Here is a 19,940-nt window from a genome sequence, read left to right as displayed (position 1 = left end):
GAGTCGCCCGCCCGTAAGATCTAACGACGACGGCGAACCATCACAGCGACCAAACCAGTGAGACCCGCGAGTAGCGCATAGGTGCCTGGTTCTGGGATGACGCTACCGTTCAAAGCAAAATCGTCATACTCGACGCTACGGGCGGTTGAATTCGAGTAAGTATAAATCCTGAATGTTGTAGCTGCTACTAGATTATCAAACGATCCACCGGAAAGGCTAATACTGACTGGTGTCCAATCGCGAACTGTCGTGAGATCTGCAGTTCCCAGGTCAGTTGCAAAGCTATCCACACTGGATCGAACAACATAACCGCGGGCTGTGCCTGAGCTGCCACCCTTTGCAGCATTAAATGTCAAACTCGTGAAAGTCACGGCCTGTGATGCATCAGGAGTAATGGTGAATTCGAAGTAGCTATCATTCGCCACTGCAAGCGCCGCGGTGCTTGTGAGCGAATTAGTGGGAGCTGCCTGAAGAACGGAGTCAGAAGCATATCCGAAATCATCGATTATAAAAGTGGAAAGCGATCCATTCGTGACATCTGAACCAGAAACCCCCGATGCAACCGTGGTCGTGCCAAAGGTCGTAGAACCGGTTGTTCCAAAGTCATAGCCAACTAGCACATCAGCGGTGGCATTCGAAGTTTGAAAAAGAGCCACGCATGCTATAAGCATCGCGGAAGATTTTGATCTGATTGAGGAATTCATGGTGTGTGCGGTTGATGATCAGTTTGTTTAGTTTGAAAACTAAATGGAGACGTTGGAAGATTACCACGCCTCGGGCATGGTGCATATCCCAATTTAGTGGGATATGTGTCAAAACATTGGCATTCCCTTCGATGCAGTCCTAGATTCATGCACAGGTGACTCGGTGGCCACCCATCAACCTAGAAAAGAGCAATCAGAAGCCGAACACTAAAAGTCCGACACACTTAAACAAGCATGTCGGACTCAAACCATGACCTACCACTAACGTAGATCATTAACCCATAATTTAAATACTACTTCTAGAATACAATTTTAACCATATCCGGAAGTTTCGTTTCCATCCGACGAGGTAAAACGACTCTCAGTGTTCCATCGTTAAATTCGAAATTCATCGATTCGCCCGTTCTTAGTAACGTTACTAATTTCGGCTTTGTCACATCATTAATCAAAACCAAATTATTCGTATCAGGTAAGGAGTAATAAATATTCCCCCGCTTCGTCGTGAAGTTCTCAGTCTTATCCAAGGTCGGTAGCGGTGCGTCTTGATCGACGTCATAGGTGGCTTCGCTCGAATGCTTCATCCACTCGCTCATTTCATCACACAGCGTGTAATACCACTCCATCATCTCACCATTACCACGCGGCGGGATGTTCACCAGTAGGTTGCCGCCGAGCGAGCGACAGCGCACCAGTTCAGTCAACAACTTGTTCGTATCCCAGTGGTTGGTTTCACACTCAACGCCATAGTGCCAATTCGGCGTGAAAGTGTTTTCCGACTTGATGCACAGCTCCCACCAATAACCACATTCATTGCTAATCTTCACCTTTTCACTGACGCCATGATGCTTTCCTTCCGGCGTTGCGATCATACCGCGTGCTACGAATATATTCGGCTGTAGCTGAGCCAGTTCCTGTGGCGTCATAATGACACTGCCATCCCACCACATCATATCGATGTCGCCATACTGAGTCATCAGTTCGCGAACCTGTGCGGTGGACTCGCTTTTTTCCTCAGGAGAACTCGTAGCCATGAGCGGAATCAAATCGTTAGAGGCGTCGATCCGCTCATGCTTGTAGTTCAGCCTGAACGCATCGATTGGCGGATTCATGAATTCTCGATTCTTATAGTCATAATGCCAATTCGGACCCGAATAATAGAGCCCGACCCGGAGGTTATACTTACGACAGGCTTCTACATAATCCTTCACCAAATCGCGCCCCTGCATGTGATCGCCCGTGTCCCAAGTCCCGTGCTCACTAGGCCAGAGGCAATACCCATCATGATGACGCGCAGTTAGGACAGTATATCCAAAACCAGCTTTGGAGGCAGCCGCCATCCATTTATCCGGATCATAGCGCTTAGGATTCCATGTTTCCGCTACGGCAAACATATCTTCCGGCAAAATAAATTCACGCCCAGCGTTTTCCTTTCCTTTGGACCAGACCATCGCCCATGCCTCGCCATTATTAGGCTCCACACCCGCGGGACCCCAATGGAGAAAAAGGCCCAAGCCCGACTTACGAAACCATTCCCATTCGGGATGCGCAGCAGCATCGATCAATTTCCCGCTGACCTTGTTGTGCATATTTTCCCGCGCCCAAGTCCGCAGTTCCTCTGTCGTCATCGATTGCCAAGGTTTGCCCTCAACGCCCTGATGCTCCTTCTGCTGAGCTAACTTATATGGATCTTCCGCCAGATCTTTATCGATCGCAGCTGAAAACCCGTGACTTCCCGACAGCATCAGTATGCCTGCGAGACCTGTATAAAACCATTTTTTACTCATATTGATTCATGTCGCCCACATTGCTGGGGCTGCCTCTGACTAGTGATACTACTAATATTTCAGGAATTTCGCGATACAACGTATAGACTACAACGACTACTCCTGCGTATAAGGTTTGTCGTTATACATCATTAATTTGTAAGAACCATCCGCCTGCTGCTCGACCATCCAAAGCCCGGTATTATCCAAGCCCCTTCTGGCTTCTCCGGTGGGTGCTTCTTGAAGCAATAATTTCAACAGCGACACCCCAGCGCTATTATGTCCTGCAACCAGAATAGACTGATCAGAATCACCGCAACGCTCCTCTATCAATTCGATCGCATGTAGCGTGACATGCTTCATATACGCGACCTTCTCGTTATCGGTGCTATCTCTAGGATAGCGCTTGTAGTTCTTCTCGCCTCCCGAACGAACCGAAAAGAGGTCTGTCTCGTTTTCTGGGATAACAATGGTGTCGCCTTTGTTTAAGATCTCGATCGTCACGTCTGGTATCTCATCCGAAAGGATCGTCACCATCCCCTTCCCCTCCCTCAATTCAGGCCAAACTTCGGCCTGCTTATTGGTCACTTTCAGATAAGGTGCGATCGTATTACGCACACGCCACATGGGGCTGGTGATCACAAAATCGAAATCATACTGTTGAAGCTTTTCGGTAGCGCTGACCACCTGCGTGAGCCCTTTAGGGGTGAATGCATTCGGATCGCCGACATAAGCGGGCCATTCGGACTTCGGAATACCTTTTTTCTCCCAGGTGCTTTTAACATTATGCCCACCTTCAGCATGGCGGATATAGTATATTTTGAGACCGGCGTCCGCCACATTGGCGCACAGAACAGACAAGGCTAGTGTTAGAATTAAATATGGTTTCATTGTATGATGTTCTTTCGTGAATTTTAAAGGTAAAGCAGTGCGAAAACCGATGACTACTAATGGCTGCGCCCATCGCCCTCGAAGTAATTCGCATGCCCAGGCAAGCGTTCGGTCTTCTTGCTCAGCCCAAACAGGTTACGCTCAGCTTCGGAAACTGGCAGCGGCTGTATGGATAAATCCGTATCAGCAAGCGCGCGCGTGCTAAAGATCGCACGATCGCCCTTCTTGAGCGCGATTTCATAAAACCCTTCACTCAGCACTGCAACCTGCGCATCTGTAGCCACCGCCCCGTTGATGGTGATTTTAGGGCTCTCGATCCCTGGTTGAATCACGCACGAAGAGCCCACTTCACTCGTCACAGAGACAAACTGTGTCACGCCAGCGACTCTCTTCGAACTAACGAGGAAGGCGCCTTGAGTTCGCAAATCTTCGAACGCAACATCGGTCCAACGTTCCGGCACACCAGCGAATACACGAATCTTCCCACCCCAGCTTTGTAACAACATATCATGCATCGAAGTCGCATAGGAGAACGGGCTTTCAATCACAGGATTGTATCCGACCTCTGCATACATCGTCGAGGGAGACACACCGGGATGCTGAATAAACATATTCAAATAGTCCAAGGCCGTGTCACCATCGCCCAACCAAGCATACATCGAAGTCGCTCCGGTGCAGGTATAGCCAGTCACTTTAGTGCCACCAGCGCTGGTATCCGACCCGTTGATAGAGACATCGAGCCAATGATCCAAGGTGGTTCGCAGTAGTTTTTCGTCTGCCTCATCTTCTGGAGTGATCACCGCCAGCGGATAAAATCCAAGCAAGTGCGAATAATGGCGATGCGGTTTAGAAAAGGGAATATCCTTTCCGATCCGCAATCCATTTTCATCCACTTGAAACTCAACCAGATGATCCACTATATTTTGCCATTCGTCGCTCAGTGGATCATTGAGCTTAAATTCCTGATTCAAATCTAACAACATCTGACAACTCCAACGCACCAGCCCCAGGGTAAAATTGATATCCTGCCCACGACCAGGATGATATTCAGGAGACCAGCTCTTCTTAATGTGAATCGTTTCATCCTCCGATGCCACCGGGTTCTCCTTGAGATAGTTGAGGTAGCCGTTCACCGCCTGACGTAAAACCGGGAACAGCCCATCACGCATCCGTTCGCGATCGCCCGCGTATTCGCAGTGCAACCAATAATCGTGCAGCAGCCAAACGAGCATGTCCGGAAAGCTATAGTCAGCGACCATATCCTGTGGAAAACAAGCGCCTAGCGTCGCACTGTCTTTCCAGCCCTTCGGCGCATTACCTGACAGGTTGCCCGCATACTTATCAATGTTGTTTACCAAGGACTCACCTGCTTCGAGGCGGTTCGCAGTGAGATGTGTCCAATAGATCAACTGCACATTGAGATCGCCCCAAACCATCGGCCAGAAGGTCTTATTATACCACGGTCCCATCAGATCCAGAATCGGACCATTACCACGTGTCGCCGAGGCGAACTTATACATTTGTATCCAATAGAACGCTTCCTTCTCTGCATCATTCACAGTGAGGAAACTCTTCGGGTAATACTCATGCCACCACGCTTGATGACTCGCAAAGAAAGTCTCGTCCGTTAACTGTTGGCGCGCGGCTTGCAGGTTTGTCTTCACTGTCTCGAAACTGTTCTTCTCTGGAAAACTGTGATGCACACTAATCATGGCGAGTTGCTCTCCAGTGGGCTCTCCTTGGAGCTCCCATCCGGTCGTCGTTTCTCCTCGATGCTGATACAGCGGCTGAAAACAGAAATTAATACCGTCCTCTTCACTCAAAGTCGGTTCATCCGGCAGCGGGTAAGGCGCAGTGCGCATGTTATCCCAATACGAGGATCCTTTGGGGCCACCGCCCTCATCGAGGATCCCTCTGACAGAGGAAAATGGCACATCGGGGTGCCATGTAATTTGAACTGACTCCCCTCCTTTGGCATCCGTCTCGAAATAGATCACGTCGGTTAGGGTATGTGTCAGACCACGCACCGCATAGGAGCCTTCGGTCGTCTCAACCGTGCCAGTCAGTTCGGCATTCCAGAGATCCATGCGTAAATCCATACCCACGATAGCACCCTTTGACTCTAACTTAAAGTGCCCCAGCGGCAAACGACAGCGCTTAATCCACAGCATCTGCTTACCCTCATGCGGCAGGCGATGGTCGTAGTAATCATGCCGTCCCACATGTAGGCCAATCTGATTCTTCGCATCGCCTTCCTTTTGATAAAACAGGAATCCGATATTCCCATTGCCCGTATACGGCGCTACTTGCCAGCAATTCGGCGTGCGATCCCAGAGCATGTCGTGCTGCCCGAGAAACTGACCATAATCAATATTGGACTTCGCCTGACTAAGTGACGGGCACGCTAGTAGTAACAGAATGAATTGAACAAGGTATAGCAGACGCTTTCGCATGATGTAATTTAGGATGTTGATATTTGACCGCTCGGCCGATCATCAAAGTTGCTGGTTAGCGACGGCTCCCGCATGAAAGTCTTCCGTTTGCTTACGCAGTTTCGATAAAATTTCAGCGTATTCCGGATTGGAGACGAGGTCGTTCTGCTCATATGGATCGTTCTCCAGATCATAGAGTTCTTCGATCACCGGATCGTGCTCATTATAGATGAAGTATTTGAAGCGCTCCGTGCGAACTCCTCTGGAACGGTAGGATTTATTCTCGGCTATCAACTGCTGGTTCACCTCATCCAGATTCTCCACCTTCTTATTGCGCGCGCTGAACATATCCTGCAGGAACAGATTCTCCATAAAGACGGCATCACGCCACACCGACATATCCTGAGTCTGATTTAAAATGCTGGTCAATTCGCGTCCCTGCATCCGTTGCGGCACTTCCACATTCGCCAAGGAAAGAATCGTCGGCGCCATATCGGTGGATGAAATCATTGCTGCCTCACGCCGACCTCGCTTCTCTTTCGGAACCCGGCCATCAAAAATAATCAACGGTTGCTTCACCGCTTCTTCGTAAAGAATACATTTATCAAACAGCCCCTGAGATCCGTGAAACCTGCCGTTGTCACTGGTATAGATCACGATCGTGTTGTCCAAGACTCCCATCTCTTTGAGCTTTTCCATGAGCCTACCTACCTCCTGATCCACTGTGTATCCTTGTGTCGCAAAACGTCGGGCAAGCGTCTGATAGAGTTCCGGCGTGGAGGTTCTGGCCTTATGCAGCCAGTAACCGCGCGCATTATTTTTGACGACATCGGGCAAGGACGCGTTCTCCCCTTCCACCCAGTTGGCTGGAACGGAAAACACCTGATCCTTAAAGATCTCCGTATGCGGCCCATACATGTCTTTATCTTTGTCATTTTTCACGGCGTCGAAACTGACCGAGATACAGAACGGCTGCCCCTTCGGCTGCGTGTCCAAAAAGTGAATCAGCGCATCACCTTTCTTGATCGTGCGCTCTTTAGGATCACGGTCGCCGCGGAAGATATGCCTCAGGGCCGCATCGTCCTTCGGCAACATCTTACCTCCTACCGCGTAGTAATCGAAATAGTCTTCTGGCTTCACGCCTTGGGTGTAGATGTTGAACTTACCGACAAATCCCGTGCGATAACCCGCTTGCTTGAGTCTGGCCGGATAGGTGTCGTCGAAATCTTCCGGTGTTAGCTTCACATCAAACGGATAAGTGAAACCCGCCTTGTGATTCGCAAAATAACGGCCTGTCATAATCGTCGCCCGACTGGGCGCACAGATCGCGACCGCCTGATAGGCGTTATCAAAGATCACCCCTTGCTCGGCCAGTTGATCGATATTTGTGGTCTGAAACTCTGGACGACCGTAACAGCCGAGAGTATCCCAACGTTGGTCGTCGGTCATCAGGAAGACGATATTTGGCCTGTCCTGAGCCTGCCGAATGGGCTTCTCGCGTGAAGCTGCTTGGGTAAAGGCATTTCCTGTAAACGTGAGCAGGATCACCGTTGTTACTAAAATATTTTTCTTTTTCATAAAATTCATCTCATTATTGTTGGCTATCCATTCTTCAATAAATCGTGCGTGGCACACGAGGATTTGGGCCGATATCGACATCCCAAGCGTTTTTCTGCTGTGACCCGTCTGTGCTGCGACCATGATCGACATAGTTACGAAGCAAGGCTGTCAGCGCCTCCACTCGTTCGGGATGCTGCGCCTGCAGATTGTTTGTTTCGCCTAGGTCAACCGCCAGATTAAACAACTGCACCTCCGGCGAACCCTCAGGCTCTTTACCTGGCATAGGATAGGTCCAACCACCCGATCCACTGCAAAGAACAAGCTTCCAGTCACCTTGACGGATTGCAAACGAACCATTGACGGAATGATGCACCACGGCACTACGTTCGACTTGCGATGAGTCTTTCAAAGTCGAGAAGAACGAAACACTATCCACGCCCGAATTATCAGCCAAGCTCACGCCCAAAATCTCCGCACACGTTCGGATGAAATCCGTTTGGCAAGTCAGGCGACTTGTTACAGAATTTGACTCTACGACGGCCGGCCAACGAACGACGAAAGGCACGCGGTGCCCACCTTCATAGATATCGGCCTTATGCCCACGCAAGTTTCCGTTCACCAAATGCCCCTTCTTCTTCAGAGCAGGAATCCCCGCAGACGGAGACGCTCCGTTATCCGCGGAAAAGATCACCAAGGTATTCTCCGCAAGGCCATTCCGATCTAAAGCGTCCAGCACTTGACCCACTACCCAATCAGTCTCCATCAGGAAGTCACCGTAACGACCCAGTGAAGACTTCCCTTGCCAATCCTCGCTGGGAACAACAGGGGAATGCGGCGAGGTTAAGGGCACATAGAGGAAAAAGGGCTTATCTGTTTTCGCATGCGTATCGATGTAAGCGACGGACTCACGAGCAAAGTCCTTCAGGCATTGATTCGCTTGAAAATTGACATCCATCGGCCCTTCGCGCCCACGTTTTTTGATAATTTGCTCAGTAGTCAGCGCAGTCTTATTTTCAATATAAAGATAAGGCGGCATGTCCAAAGACGCCGCAATCCCCCAGAAAGAATCAAACCCGTGCGATGTGGGCGTATCTATAGCTGGCTTACTGAAATCAATATCCCACCCCTGGTGCGGCTTTTTCCCAGGGCCATACTCGTAATCCTTTATATACTGCCACTTGATGCCTAAGTGCCACTTCCCTACCATGGCTGTGTCATAGCCATTCTCATTGAACAGTCTGGCGACAGTCGGCTCTTCAGGCTCAATCAATGGAGCGTAATCCGGATTATTAAAGACCACACTCGCTAAACGCGTCCGCCAACTGTAGCGACCAGTTAATAAGGCATAACGCGAAGGTGTGCAAACGGCCGAAGCAGAATGCGCATCGGTAAAACGCATGCCCTCCGCTGCCATGCGGTCAATATGCGGAGTCGCGGCCAAGCCTCCATTATGTGAGACATCCCCTATGCCCATATCATCGGCATAAATAAAAATCACATTCGGCTTAGTCGTTTCAGCTTCGGCTAAGGAGCCCAAAAAAGCACCGAAAGTCACCGACAGAGTGACAATGGAAGATCTTGTTAAAAAACGAATTGATTCAGAGATTTTTTTCATAAGTTTACTACCTCCTTGGTTCTGTTGCCTCAGCGTATTCAGGTTTAGCAATCAGGTTGTTTACCTTTTGCTATCCTTCTTCCAGAGATCCACTTCGGCATCATTCTGCTGAAGTTCACCGGGGGTGCTTCGTCCGTCGGCGACTTGCTGTTTGAGCAATGCTAAGAGTGTTTCCACTGTTTCAGGATACTCATTTGCGAGGTTCGTGGTCTCCGCGATGTCGTCCTGCATATTGTAGAGCTGGAATTCGGCCGCTTTGTCTTTTGCGCCCTTCGCCTTATTATCTGGCATCAGAATCAATTTCCAGTCACCGGATCTCACAGCAAAGTGCCCCTTGATATCATGGTGAACAATATTTTCGCGCACGACCTGAGGCTCCTTGCCGTGTAATACTGGGAGGAAGCTGATACTGTCTTCCGCCGTATTGTTTGCGTAATCGTAGGCGAAGTATTCCGAAAACGTCGCAAAAATGTCTGTCATGCAGATCAACTGATCACTCTTCGTCCCCGCCTGAACCACTTCAGGCCAGCGGACGATGAACGGAATGCGGTGACCACCATCATAGATGCTTGCCTTCTTATCCCGGAGTGGCCCTGAAACAGAATGCCCAAACTTTAGGAATTTTGACGGCGACTGGTGGCACCCATTATCCGTGCCGAAGATCACAATGGTATTTTCCTTGAAACCATTCCGCTCGTTTGCTGCCAAAACCTGCCCAACCGCATCGTCGGTCTGCGCAACGAATTCTGGATATTCCCCTTCAATACCGCCACGGCCTTTCCATTCTTCTTTCGGGACGACCGGAGCGTGTGGTGAATTCATCGGGTAGTAGAGAAAGAAGGGTTCCTCGGAAGCCTTCGCCGCGTATTCATCAAGGTAACTCACCACCGAGTTTGTCAGTCGATCCATCATTTCGCGGCAGTCGACATATTCGATGGTTGTATCATTCTCGATCAAGCTGCTCATGGAGCCGGAATGATGAAATCCGAGGAAGTAATCAAAGCCACGGGTCACAGGACCATCCACAATACGTGTGCCGACCGGACTGCCTACATTCCACTTATCTTTTAAGCTTTTCTTTTTCTTCGCGTCCTTGGGAGTCTCATACTCAAAATTCAAATGCCATTTACCGAACATGGCAGTCTGGTAGCCCTGCTCCTTAAAGAGCGAAGCGAGCGTCATGCGATCCGGCGCAATCAAACACGGCTTCCCGCCTCCAACCACACGGCTTTGATGCGTTGAGCGCCAGTTATAACGCCCCGTCAGTAGCGCATAACGCGAAGGCGTGCAAACGGATGCACTGGTGTGGGCATCCGTGAACATCATGCCTTCATCGCAGAGTTGATTCAAATGAGGCGTCGGCACTTTCGACGCCTCGGGATGAAAGCGCTGGATCTCGCCATAGCCCATATCGTCGGCGTAGAAAAAAACGACATTTGGGCGTTCTGCCGCCTGAACGGCGACCGTAATAGTGGCGTATGCCACCGCTGCTAATTGGAGTAATTTATATTTCATAGTCGCAGGCTGGTTTAAGGTCTCTCTGGAGCGCAGCCTTCGCCTGCGACATAACGCTCCAAGAGCCCACGCATCGCAGCCACTCGTTCTGGGTTTTCATTGTAGAGGTTTTGAGACTGTCGCGGGTCGTCTTTCAGATTGAAGAGCAAGCCGGGCGTATCTTTCGGAAAAGTCGTTAGATCGAAGTGTTCGAGGTATGCCTTCGGTGCGGATCGATTGGCTCCTGTATGCGTGTTGATGAATACCCAGTCCCCTTGGCGTAAGGCATATTTACCCTTCGCTGTATTTTGCACCGTTGCGACGCGTAACGGACTCGAGTAATCCTCACCTGCCAATACGGGCAGCATGTTGTAACTGTCGATGCCCACCTCACCACTGAGATCATATCCGGTGATCGCGGCAAAGGTCGCGGCAAAATCGACCTGACTCACCACTTCATCCGAGCGGGTTCCGGCTTCGATACCAGCTGGCCAGCTGACAATGAACGGCACCCGATGCCCCCCCTCATAGAGATCCTGCTTCAGGCCCCTAAATTCACCGGAGCTCCATTGGTCAAATTCCTGAAGTCGCTTGAAGGCATGACTTTCAGTCCCGTTGTCAGCGGTAAAAATGACGATAGTATTTTCGGCGAGACCTTTCTTTTCCAACGCGGCCAGGACCTTGCCGACCATCGCATCGGTCTCAATGACAAAGTCGCCATAGTAACCCGCCTTGGAGGTGCCATGAAATGCCTCATTGGGGACAATCGGATAATGCGGCGAGTTGAATGCGAGATAGACGAAGAAGGGTTGATCCGCAGTTTGCTTTTCGATCCACTCCACCGTTTTCTCAGTCGTCGTCGGCAAGATGTCATACGGGTTCCACCCCTCGGCCATCGGGCCTTTTCTAAAGCCTCCACCACCAGCAAGTGGCTTTGACTTAATCACTGGCTTTGTCGGTATCGTCAGAAAGCGATCATTTTCGATCCAGCAATAGGGAGGGAAATTGATGGTGCCATCGCCAAAGTAGTAGTCAAAGCCTTGATCGAGCGGTCCGCCTAGAAAGCGTTTAGACCAATCGTAGGACTCTGCCTTAGGATCCCTTGCCTTCACTCCAGGCTTACGAATGGAATCCCAATCCCAGCCGAGATGCCACTTGCCAAAAGCACCCGTCGCATAGCCCTGCTCCTTGAACATACGGGCAATGGTAAACTCCCCGGGTTTGAAAACCGATTTCTCAAACGCATTCACAATACCATGAAAGCGACGCCAATGGTGCTGCCCCGTGAGCAATGCATAGCGGCTCGGCGTGCAAATACCCGACGAGCTGTGCCCGTCGGTAAACGTCATCCCTTGTGCGGCTAAGCGATCAATGTTTGGCGTTTGAATCTTCGCTTCGGGGTCACCGTAGGAGACATCGCCCACGCCCATATCATCGGCGTAGAGAATGACCACATTCGGCTTCGAGGCTTCGGTTTTGCTCAGGACGGGCGAACTCATCACAGGTGGACGCGAAGCCCACGCCGAAGCCGTGAATAGAGTCGCCAACAAAGCGACTACGAAGTGTGAGGTCTGGAGTTTCATAAATTAGGATCAGGATCGAACATGGAGCAGACAAATGGGGTAGTGATTAAGTCTAACAAGATAAAAGACATCCGTCTATCGCATGTTCAAGTGAGGCAACGCACGACAGCGAAGAACGGTAATCTCACATTCTACTATAACCTACTCCAGTCGTCTACCCCCTCGTTTACGGGAGGCTTCAACGGAGCCCTTACATTGCTCGTAGTCGATCGCCCCCTGGGCGCACACTGTGGAGGTAGGGCGTCTCGCCCTACGCATGACCATGCCGCAACTAGGGCATGATGCGCTTGCTCCACCGACCAACCACAGTTGGATCCTCTTTTACCGCCCGTTGCACTAGAGTGATACAAAGAGGATCTGAATATTTTACAACCGCTGTCGCTAGAGGGCCCTTGCGGGCGAGGTTTGGGGAGAAAAACGTGTCTTTGACTGCACGAAGCACGCGAAGCTGATACGAGTCGACGGAGCTCTGACGTAGACGGTGAAGCACATCATTCTCCCGAACTCCCCTACTCAACGGCCTGATATACTGAATGACCCAGAGTTTGAACCGCGGATTTCACGGATCCCACGGATTAAAATTGATTTAAATGATTCAGAGCAGAAGCCATCCGCGTTCATCTGCGTAATCTGCGGTTAAACCTAAAAAGATGAGTTTAACCGTTAATGAACGTCCAATATGGGAAAGAAATGAATGTTCACAACCGCGACGCTAGAGCGGGGAGTTTGGGAGAAGAAAGTAATAACTCACAGTGTGAACTCCCCCCCCCCTCGCCCGACACGTCCGCCGTAGCCTCGGCGAAGGAGGAAGGGCTCTCTAGCGCAGCGGTTGTAACAAACAAACCGAGCCAAGGAAAGATAAAGCACTTGCCGAGAGAGAACCCAGAAGGCACGCTCGAATCCATATCCAGAAGCTGCTGGTCAATCCCATTCACGCCCCAAAACATCCGATACCCACTTAAACTTTTAAGCCCTCAGGCGGGGATGCCAGAGCTCGACGTTCTCAGAACAGAGAGCAGTAGTAAAAGAATTGCGTCGTCATCGACACGCATCACTACAGTTGCGGGATAGCCTAGTTTTCCGAATACTCCTCGTAAAGGTTCTCCGTATCCTTTCGTAAAGCTTCAAGGACACTCGCATACTCTGGATTGGCGGCGAGATTGTTCATCTCCAGCGGATCTTTTTCGATATCATAGAGTTCTTCAATCGCTGGAGTATGCTCGAAATACACGAAGTATTTATACTTCTGCGAGCGGACGCCTCGACTGCGATAGGAGCGATTGTTTTCAATCATATCGGCGTTCAGAGCCGCGTGGTCAATTTTGACTCCTCTAGGTTGGCCGCGGCCCGCCTTGAACATTTCCTCGATGAAGAGGTTTTCCATAAAGACGAATTCCCTCCAGTCAGTGAGGTCGACGGAGCCATCAAGAAATCCAGTGAGGCTCACGCCCTCAACCTTCTCCGGGATTTCCACACCTGCGAGCGCCATGATCGTAGGAGCGACGTCGGTGGAGGAAACCATGGCATCCACACGGGCTGCCGGCTGTTTGCCGACTTTTCTGCCGTCCCAGATAATCAGAGGCTGCTTGACCACGTCATCATACAAGATCGCCTTGTCATAGAGACCATGAGAGCCGTGGAAGCGACCATTGTCACTGGTATAAATGACCACGGTATTATCCTTCACTCCCATCGCTTCAAGCTTGTCCATAAGGCGTTTCACTTGGCGATCAACGGTATAGCCTTGGGTGGCGAAGCGACGGACGATTTTTTGGTAAAGCTCTGGTGTCGATGTGCGGTCCAAGTGCATTCGACCACCCCTGCAATAATCGAGCACTACTTTGGGTAGTTTCTCATTCTTCCCCTCAACCCAATTCCCATGAACCGTCATCTCCTGATTAACGAAGACTTCCGTGTCAGGCCCATACATGTCGCGATCACTATCATTCTTCACAGCATCGAAGCTCACAGACAGCATGAAAGGTTGATCCTTCGGCTGGGTGTCCAGGAAATGGATCATCGCGTCCCCTTTGATGATGGTTCTCTCCTTCGGATCGCGATCCCTGCTGTAGATTTTTTCGAGCGTTGCATCCATAGGCCAGATCTCCCCGTTGGGAGCCGTTTTTGATTTGAGCGCGAGGAAGTCGAAGCTGTCATGCCAACTCGCCCGAGGAATGCGAAATCCAAATTTGCCGACAAATCCAGTGCGATACCCGGCTTTCTTCAGGAGTGCAGGGTAAGCGTCTCCAAAGTCCGGGCCGCTCATGCCCTTGTTGTGTGGATAGGCGAAACCGCTCTGATGGCTGGCAAAGTAGCGGCCAGTCATCATCGTCGCACGGCTGGGGCAACAAATTGCCACAGCGTAAAAGGCATTATCAAAAGTGACGCCCTCTGCGGACAGCTGATCGATGGTTTCGGTCTTGAACTCAGGACGACCGTAGCAACCAAAGCTGTCCCACCGTTGGTCATCTGTCATGACGAAGACGATATTTGGCCTATCCTGAGCCTGCCGCGAGGGTTTCGCCCCCTCGGCTTTGCTCAGGACAGACGGGCTCACCTCAGACGAGAGCTTTTCCGCGTTGGCTGAAGCTAGAGCAAGCAATGAGAGGATGAGTAATAATAATTTCTTAATCATAAATCGTTTGTATGTTTCACTAATCAGCGGCCAAGCAAGCGAGAGCAATGCCAGCTGCATCGACACATGATTGTCGGGAGAACTCAATCAAGCAGAGTTCTAGAAAAATTGATATAAATACTAAACTTATATCCTTCCTCTATCTATAGCGCTTTTACGCTACAAATTGATATAAGTCTCACCGCGCCCGTCGACAAACCAGCCGGAGCGTAAGACTTAGACCACTTCGCATAAAGGCAGAACTACCCAGCTCTGGAATACACTAATTAAATTCCACTAAGGCAGGAGCACCTCTAAGGATCGTTTAGTGATCCTCGTCCTCTCCCGCCTTGTCAGCCACTGAATAATCGGCTGTAGACAGAGAGGTCATCGGGTCTCCCAGTGCATCCATCGTTTCCTCCAAAAGATCCGTCATCCGGCTCAAGACACTCGTATACTCAGGATTCTGAGCAAGATCTTCCATTTCCAAAGGATCTTTGCTGAGGTTGAACAATTTTAGTTTCTTAATTTTGGGATAGGCAATTAGCTTCCAACCATCGCGTATGACCGCGCGTTGCGTGCCGATGTAAGCCCCGAAAATCGTATCGTAGTTTTTGTCCCGGCGACCATCTAGCAAAGGCAGAACGCTTTTGTAATCGATGTCTTCAGGTATCGGATGACCACTCAGTTCCAATGCAGTAGCCATCGCATCCTGAAGGTAAATCGGTGCATCAATGATGCCTCCTGCTTTCACGCCGGGTCCGACAACGATGAAAGGCGGACGCAGGGAATGCTCATACATATTCTGCTTTCCGACCAGTCCATGATGTCCGACCGCCAGACCATGATCCGCCGTGAAAATGATCCAAGTGTTGTCCGCCTTGCCCGAAGCTTCAAGCGCATCGAGAATGCGACCGATTTGCACATCCATGTGTGTAATAATCGCAAAATACTCCTGCCGGTTCACCTTGATCGCATATTCCGTTCGAGGAAAGGGCGCCAGCTTCTCATCGCGAATAACCGGCACCGCGTCTGGTCCCATGTCGGGATACAGATCCGCGTAATTTTCCGGGAGCTTGATCCGATCCAGCGGATACATATCGACATATTCTTTCGGCGCTTGCCTCGGATCATGTGGCGCATTGAAGGCCAGATACATGAAAAACGGCTTATCTGTCTGTGCTGCCTGCTCGATAAAGGCCACGCTGTCATCCGCAGCGACCTCGCTCCAGTGCTTACCACCCTGCCAAAAACCTCCTTTGGAGACATCCCACGGCTTCCAGCCCGCTTCATAGTCGGCTTCGTCTTTAGGTCGATTATAGCCTGCCACAACAGCCTTGGGCATACCGGCGCGCACATGAGTCGTGTGATCAAAGGCTTTTTTGGCGGGATACGGCACATGCCACTTCCCCGTCATATAGGTCTCGTAGCCGGCGTCTTTCATCAGCTGGCCCCAGACTTTGCGCTTCCCTTTCTTCGCATCATTCAGTGCGGCTTGCGCCTGCCAGAGAAAGGACCCAGTATTCAAGCAGGTTCGGCTTGCCATACAAACGGCCCCAGACCATGCACCCATGTTATAGGCATGCGAGAAAGTGGTGCCTTCGTTGACGAGCCGATCCAGATTCGGGGTATCAACATCGACCAAGCCAAGCGCTCCAATCGTCTCGTAGGCTTGATCATCCGTGAAGATGAAGACCACATTCGGCTTTTCATTTGCGGCGAAAAGCGAAGCACTCATGCCAGTCGCTATCAGTAGAATAAGGTTTTTATATTTCATGGTAGATTTTTAAATGGATTTGAATCCTGATAATAGGCCTTTACATGCCATCGGGTAGAGGCGGAACATTGAGCACTTCGGTAGGCTCTGGCTTGTGGTTCGTGGTGGTGCTCGCATCGCCATACCAATAGACTCCCACTCCATAGCCCATCTCTCGCTGCCCTTTGGTCCAGACTTCCATGTCAAGCTTCAGGGATTTAGAAAACGGCATCGTATCGAGCGAGCGAGTCCGGGTCTCGGTGCTGTAGCCTTTAGTCGTCTTTACTTTATCTCCCTTACTTTTACGGTTCAACTTGTTGAACGTGTGTGCCCGCGGCTGGGCATGAAACGGGTGATCGTAAAAGTCGGTGCTCGAACCGCCCCATGAGTAGGCATAATAATCCTCGGTGCCGGTGCCGAAGTTGGAAGGGAATGCTTCCCCGTCCGTCCAGATCTTCTCGTCCCCTTCACCCCACCAGCCGTCTAGTGGATTCATGATCGTCAGGGTATCGCCCACAAGCACACCGCGCCCTGCAGTCGTAATGTAATTCCAGTCCGACTTAGGCTCGGTATTGACTGGATATTGGCCGCGCCACCCTGCATGGAAGTAGAGCGAGTCTTGAGTCCATTCGTAGTCACCCACCGTTGCATTCAGTGTCACATCCACCGGCGCCTCATTTAGGTTCAAAATCGAGATCGAGCCTGCTTGCTTGTAGGGCATCACCCAGCGTGCGGTCATCGTTCCGTCCTCATCCACGGTGCGATACCAACCTTGGAAGGGGTGCAATCCAATCCCACTCCCAAAGAAATCGCCGATGGGGCACCAGACGGTTTCCTTGCCGTCAAAATTGATTTTTAATATGACTTTCCGAGTCACTTCCGGATCCGAATAGTCACCGAGCTTTACCGAAAGATGACGCACCGCAGCAGTGCCTGCCGGCAGTGCGACCGACTTCTCTTCGCCTTGGGCAAGCTGAGTTTCCAGCGAAACGGCCTGACCTGAGGTATCGACTTGAGGATTCAAAAGCTGTTCGCCGACTTTTGCCGTCAGTGGCAAAGCCGCCTCAAAGTCTTCCATCGTGAAGGATTTCACATCGACCGATTTGTCATACTCCCGGTAATGGATCTGGTAGAAGAAAGGCACACCTTCCAAGGTGATCTTGCAGCTCTTCGCATATGGGATCGGGAAAAACGATACTGCGGATCGCAGTGATTCATGCGCCAGTGGAAACGGAACCAAGCCCTTCCCTTGGAAAAGCTCGTGCTGATCCCCTTCGATCACAGGTGTATCCGAGCCATCAATGTAGACACGCCAAATAAGAGACTCGCGCCCAGGATTGCCGATACTTCGCCAAGGTATCCAACTGCGAACGACCGCACCTGGCCCTGCTACGTCCATCAAAACGACCTCTTCACGGCCGTTGTTCTCTTCGATCCGAACAAAGTTCCCATCCTTCAGGCTGCGGTTTAGATCACTATTGAAAAACCACCCTCTTTCATCTTCAGGACCAGTCAGTGATTTGCGGTTATAGCTGCTCGCCAGTTTCAGTCTGAAATCCTCTTCTGGAAACGATGCAACCGCGTCGCGATCCACCATCTCATGCAGAAGAGACTCTATCGTCACTGTTTTGGTCGCGGGTGCTCCGCCATTTGACGCACAGGCGACACCTAGTAGTAACAAGATGCTACCTGATATTAAAATGAATGATTTTTTCATGATGATGTTTTTTTAATTTTAAGTCTGGTTGAATGTCATTTCACTAATCTGAAACGGGAACGAAATAAATCGTCTGCACATTCAGTTGCGTATCGGCGCCGATCTTCGAGAACTTGATAGAGCATTTCGTATCGCCGACTTCGTTCAGGTTCATTTCACCAAGATCAATCAAATTGAACTCTTCCACAGATGGGGTCGGCTCGAATCTTCCCTTCAGCGCCTTGTCCCCGACTTTCAAATCCCCGATGACCTTCCGCTTGGACTCTAATGAGTAGCGGATCACCGCGGTATATTTACCCGGTGCCGGCACATTAAAATCCCAAGTGGCGACATCCGACGGGGCGCTCCATCCGGCGAGCACGGTGTTCTCTTTTAACGTAAGCGCACTGCCAGAAAGTTCGGCGGTGCCGGCCTGCAGAATGAGTTCGTTCCCAGTTAATTCGAGTTCATTGGTGATCTCCTTGGTTTTGAGACCGCCGCTGTATTTCAGGCGTAGCACCGTCGCGTTGGGGTGCTCGGTTGCGGATGAAAGATCCAGTTCAAGATCCTCTGAGCCCACGGTTACCGGCAGGCTCTTTCCATCATACGTGGTCGCGTCCACTTCAGCTGCAGTCACCCCACGGATTTTCAGCATTCCGTCCGTGGGCCAATCGAAAATATATGCAAAAATTTCTCCACTTTCCACATCCGCAGTCTTGGACTGGGCGAGCCTGCCCCACTTCTGCGGAATTGCAGCCAAATAATCTGTTTCATAAACGGCTTCAGTGTGCTTTTGGTTCCACTCCCCCATTTGCAACAGGAGTTCCGTTGAGGCTTCCGGCCATGAGCCATCGCCGTATGGACCCACATTCAAAAGTAAATTACCGCCCTTGGTATTGATATCGATCTGTTTCTGAATCAGCTGCTCCGCGCTCTTCCAGCGAGTATCACTCTTCTTGTAGCCCCAAGAGTGATTGACCGTCCAGCAGGCTTCCCAGATGTGATCGAGTGCCGCACCAGGTGTTGAGTTTTCCGGTGTCCCGAAATCCTTTACGGTGGGACCACGCTTGGAGTAGCGATTGTTGATAATCATTTTCGGGCTGAGCTCGCGGAGGTAGTTGTAGAGATCGGTGCCGTCCTCTTCCTGCCACCAGCGCACCCAATCCGCGTCAAACCACATAATCGCGGGGTCATAGCGCTCGATCAGTTCTTTGAGCTGACCTTTCATATAGGCGGTGTAGGCCGCCTTGTCGCTCATTGGGCTTTGGAATCCCGCTTGCTCGATTCGCTGGGTCGGATGATGCCAATCGAGGATCGAATAATAGGTGCCGAACTTGAGACCGTATTTATCACAGGCCGCCTTAAGCTCTCCGAGGATATCACGGTCGAAGTCGTTGGTATCACCGAGGTCGTATTCGGTGAGTTCACTGTCCCACAAGCAGAAACCCTCATGGTGCTTAGCAGTAATCACCATATACTTCATGCCCGCTTCTTTTGCGGTCTTCACCCAAAGGTCCGCATCCAGCTTGTCGGGACGGAAGTTCGCAGCCAGCGGGATGTATTCATCTGTTTTAATCGCTCCCCAGCGCTGAATCCACTCCGCATATTTCTGCACCGGCTTCCCTTGCCACTCGCCGCCTAGAGTCGAATAGACTCCGTAGTGGATAAAGAGCCCGAATTGCGCATCGGTAAACCACTGCATGCGCTCTTGATAGGCTACTTCGGTCTCAGGCTTTGCCTCAAGCGCTTTAAGTGGACTGAGGCTAAGACCACACATGGCCGCATAGAGTAAGAATGCTTGTTGCATGGGGGATTTCAGAATAAGTGGGGGT

At 50.8% G+C, this 19,940-nt stretch carries 12 protein-coding genes; all 12 read right to left on the bottom strand.

The genetic code is table 11. From position 1 onward, the window contains the following. Positions 1-20 precede the first annotated feature (20 nt). Positions 21-671 carry a PEP-CTERM sorting domain-containing protein gene (locus GZZ87_RS18180; RefSeq protein WP_162025929.1) on the bottom strand — a complete coding sequence of 217 codons (651 nt, stop codon included), beginning with the start codon at positions 669-671 and terminating at the stop codon, positions 21-23. 332 nt (positions 672-1,003) lie between these two features. Beyond that, on the bottom strand, positions 1,004-2,488 hold the full coding sequence (locus GZZ87_RS18175) for an alpha-L-fucosidase (RefSeq protein ID WP_162025930.1): 1,485 nt from the start codon (positions 2,486-2,488) through the stop codon (positions 1,004-1,006). A gap of 96 nt (positions 2,489-2,584) precedes the next feature. After that, a complete protein-coding gene (locus GZZ87_RS18170; protein ID WP_162025931.1) occupies positions 2,585-3,358 on the bottom strand; it encodes a histidine phosphatase family protein in 774 nt (257 codons plus the stop codon). A 56-nt stretch (positions 3,359-3,414) separates the two neighbouring features. Beyond that, entirely contained in the window at positions 3,415-5,811 is a 2,397-nt protein-coding gene (locus GZZ87_RS18165; protein ID WP_162025932.1) for a hypothetical protein, read from the bottom strand. Between the two features lie 42 nt (positions 5,812-5,853). Beyond that, complete coding sequence (locus tag GZZ87_RS18160) at positions 5,854-7,368, bottom strand: sulfatase-like hydrolase/transferase (RefSeq protein ID WP_162025933.1); 1,515 nt, start codon at positions 7,366-7,368, stop codon at positions 5,854-5,856. Between the two features lie 34 nt (positions 7,369-7,402). Next, positions 7,403-8,965, bottom strand: coding sequence for an arylsulfatase (locus tag GZZ87_RS18155; RefSeq protein WP_162025934.1), 1,563 nt, complete (start codon positions 8,963-8,965; stop codon positions 7,403-7,405). 60 nt (positions 8,966-9,025) lie between these two features. Next, the gene (locus tag GZZ87_RS18150; protein ID WP_162025935.1) at positions 9,026-10,480 is read right to left on the bottom strand and encodes an arylsulfatase; all 1,455 of its coding nucleotides are present in this window, start codon (positions 10,478-10,480) and stop codon (positions 9,026-9,028) included. 14 nt (positions 10,481-10,494) lie between these two features. Then, positions 10,495-12,042: an arylsulfatase gene (locus GZZ87_RS18145; RefSeq protein WP_244648071.1), complete on the bottom strand. Its 1,548-nt coding sequence runs from the start codon at positions 12,040-12,042 to the stop codon at positions 10,495-10,497. A 1,072-nt stretch (positions 12,043-13,114) separates the two neighbouring features. After that, positions 13,115-14,677, bottom strand: coding sequence for a sulfatase-like hydrolase/transferase (locus GZZ87_RS18140; RefSeq protein ID WP_162025936.1), 1,563 nt, complete (start codon positions 14,675-14,677; stop codon positions 13,115-13,117). A gap of 304 nt (positions 14,678-14,981) precedes the next feature. Then, positions 14,982-16,433 (bottom strand): sulfatase-like hydrolase/transferase, encoded by a 1,452-nt coding sequence (locus GZZ87_RS18135; RefSeq protein ID WP_162025937.1) that lies wholly within the window; start codon positions 16,431-16,433, stop codon positions 14,982-14,984. Between the two features lie 40 nt (positions 16,434-16,473). Further along, a complete protein-coding gene (locus GZZ87_RS18130) occupies positions 16,474-18,129 on the bottom strand; it encodes a glycoside hydrolase family 172 protein (RefSeq protein ID WP_348534083.1) in 1,656 nt (551 codons plus the stop codon). 43 nt (positions 18,130-18,172) lie between these two features. Next, on the bottom strand, positions 18,173-19,915 hold the full coding sequence (locus GZZ87_RS18125) for an alpha-L-fucosidase (RefSeq protein WP_162025938.1): 1,743 nt from the start codon (positions 19,913-19,915) through the stop codon (positions 18,173-18,175). Positions 19,916-19,940 lie beyond the last annotated feature (25 nt).

Origin of the sequence: Lentimonas sp. CC4 (assembly GCF_902728235.1) — a bacterium.
In the GTDB taxonomy this organism is placed as follows: Bacteria; Verrucomicrobiota; Verrucomicrobiia; order Opitutales; family Coraliomargaritaceae; genus Lentimonas.
This window is presented reverse-complemented; position numbering and strand designations above follow the sequence as displayed.

Bases quoted from the DNA above. Each gene is read 5' to 3' on its own strand.
- GZZ87_RS18180 (WP_162025929.1), bottom strand. From the start codon at position 671: ATGCTTATAGCATGCGTGGCTCTTTTTCAAACTTCGAATGCCACCGCT.
- GZZ87_RS18135 (WP_162025937.1), bottom strand. From the start codon at position 16,433: ATGAAATATAAAAACCTTATTCTACTGATAGCGACTGGCATGAGTGCT.
- GZZ87_RS18130 (WP_348534083.1), bottom strand. From the start codon at position 18,129: ATGAAAAAATCATTCATTTTAATATCAGGTAGCATCTTGTTACTACTA.
- GZZ87_RS18175 (WP_162025930.1), bottom strand. From the start codon at position 2,488: ATGAGTAAAAAATGGTTTTATACAGGTCTCGCAGGCATACTGATGCTG.
- GZZ87_RS18125 (WP_162025938.1), bottom strand. From the start codon at position 19,915: ATGCAACAAGCATTCTTACTCTATGCGGCCATGTGTGGTCTTAGCCTC.
- GZZ87_RS18145 (WP_244648071.1), bottom strand. From the start codon at position 12,042: ATGAAACTCCAGACCTCACACTTCGTAGTCGCTTTGTTGGCGACTCTA.
- GZZ87_RS18170 (WP_162025931.1), bottom strand. From the start codon at position 3,358: ATGAAACCATATTTAATTCTAACACTAGCCTTGTCTGTTCTGTGCGCC.
- GZZ87_RS18165 (WP_162025932.1), bottom strand. From the start codon at position 5,811: ATGCGAAAGCGTCTGCTATACCTTGTTCAATTCATTCTGTTACTACTA.
- GZZ87_RS18140 (WP_162025936.1), bottom strand. From the start codon at position 14,677: ATGATTAAGAAATTATTATTACTCATCCTCTCATTGCTTGCTCTAGCT.
- GZZ87_RS18160 (WP_162025933.1), bottom strand. From the start codon at position 7,368: ATGAAAAAGAAAAATATTTTAGTAACAACGGTGATCCTGCTCACGTTT.
- GZZ87_RS18150 (WP_162025935.1), bottom strand. From the start codon at position 10,480: ATGAAATATAAATTACTCCAATTAGCAGCGGTGGCATACGCCACTATT.
- GZZ87_RS18155 (WP_162025934.1), bottom strand. From the start codon at position 8,965: ATGAAAAAAATCTCTGAATCAATTCGTTTTTTAACAAGATCTTCCATT.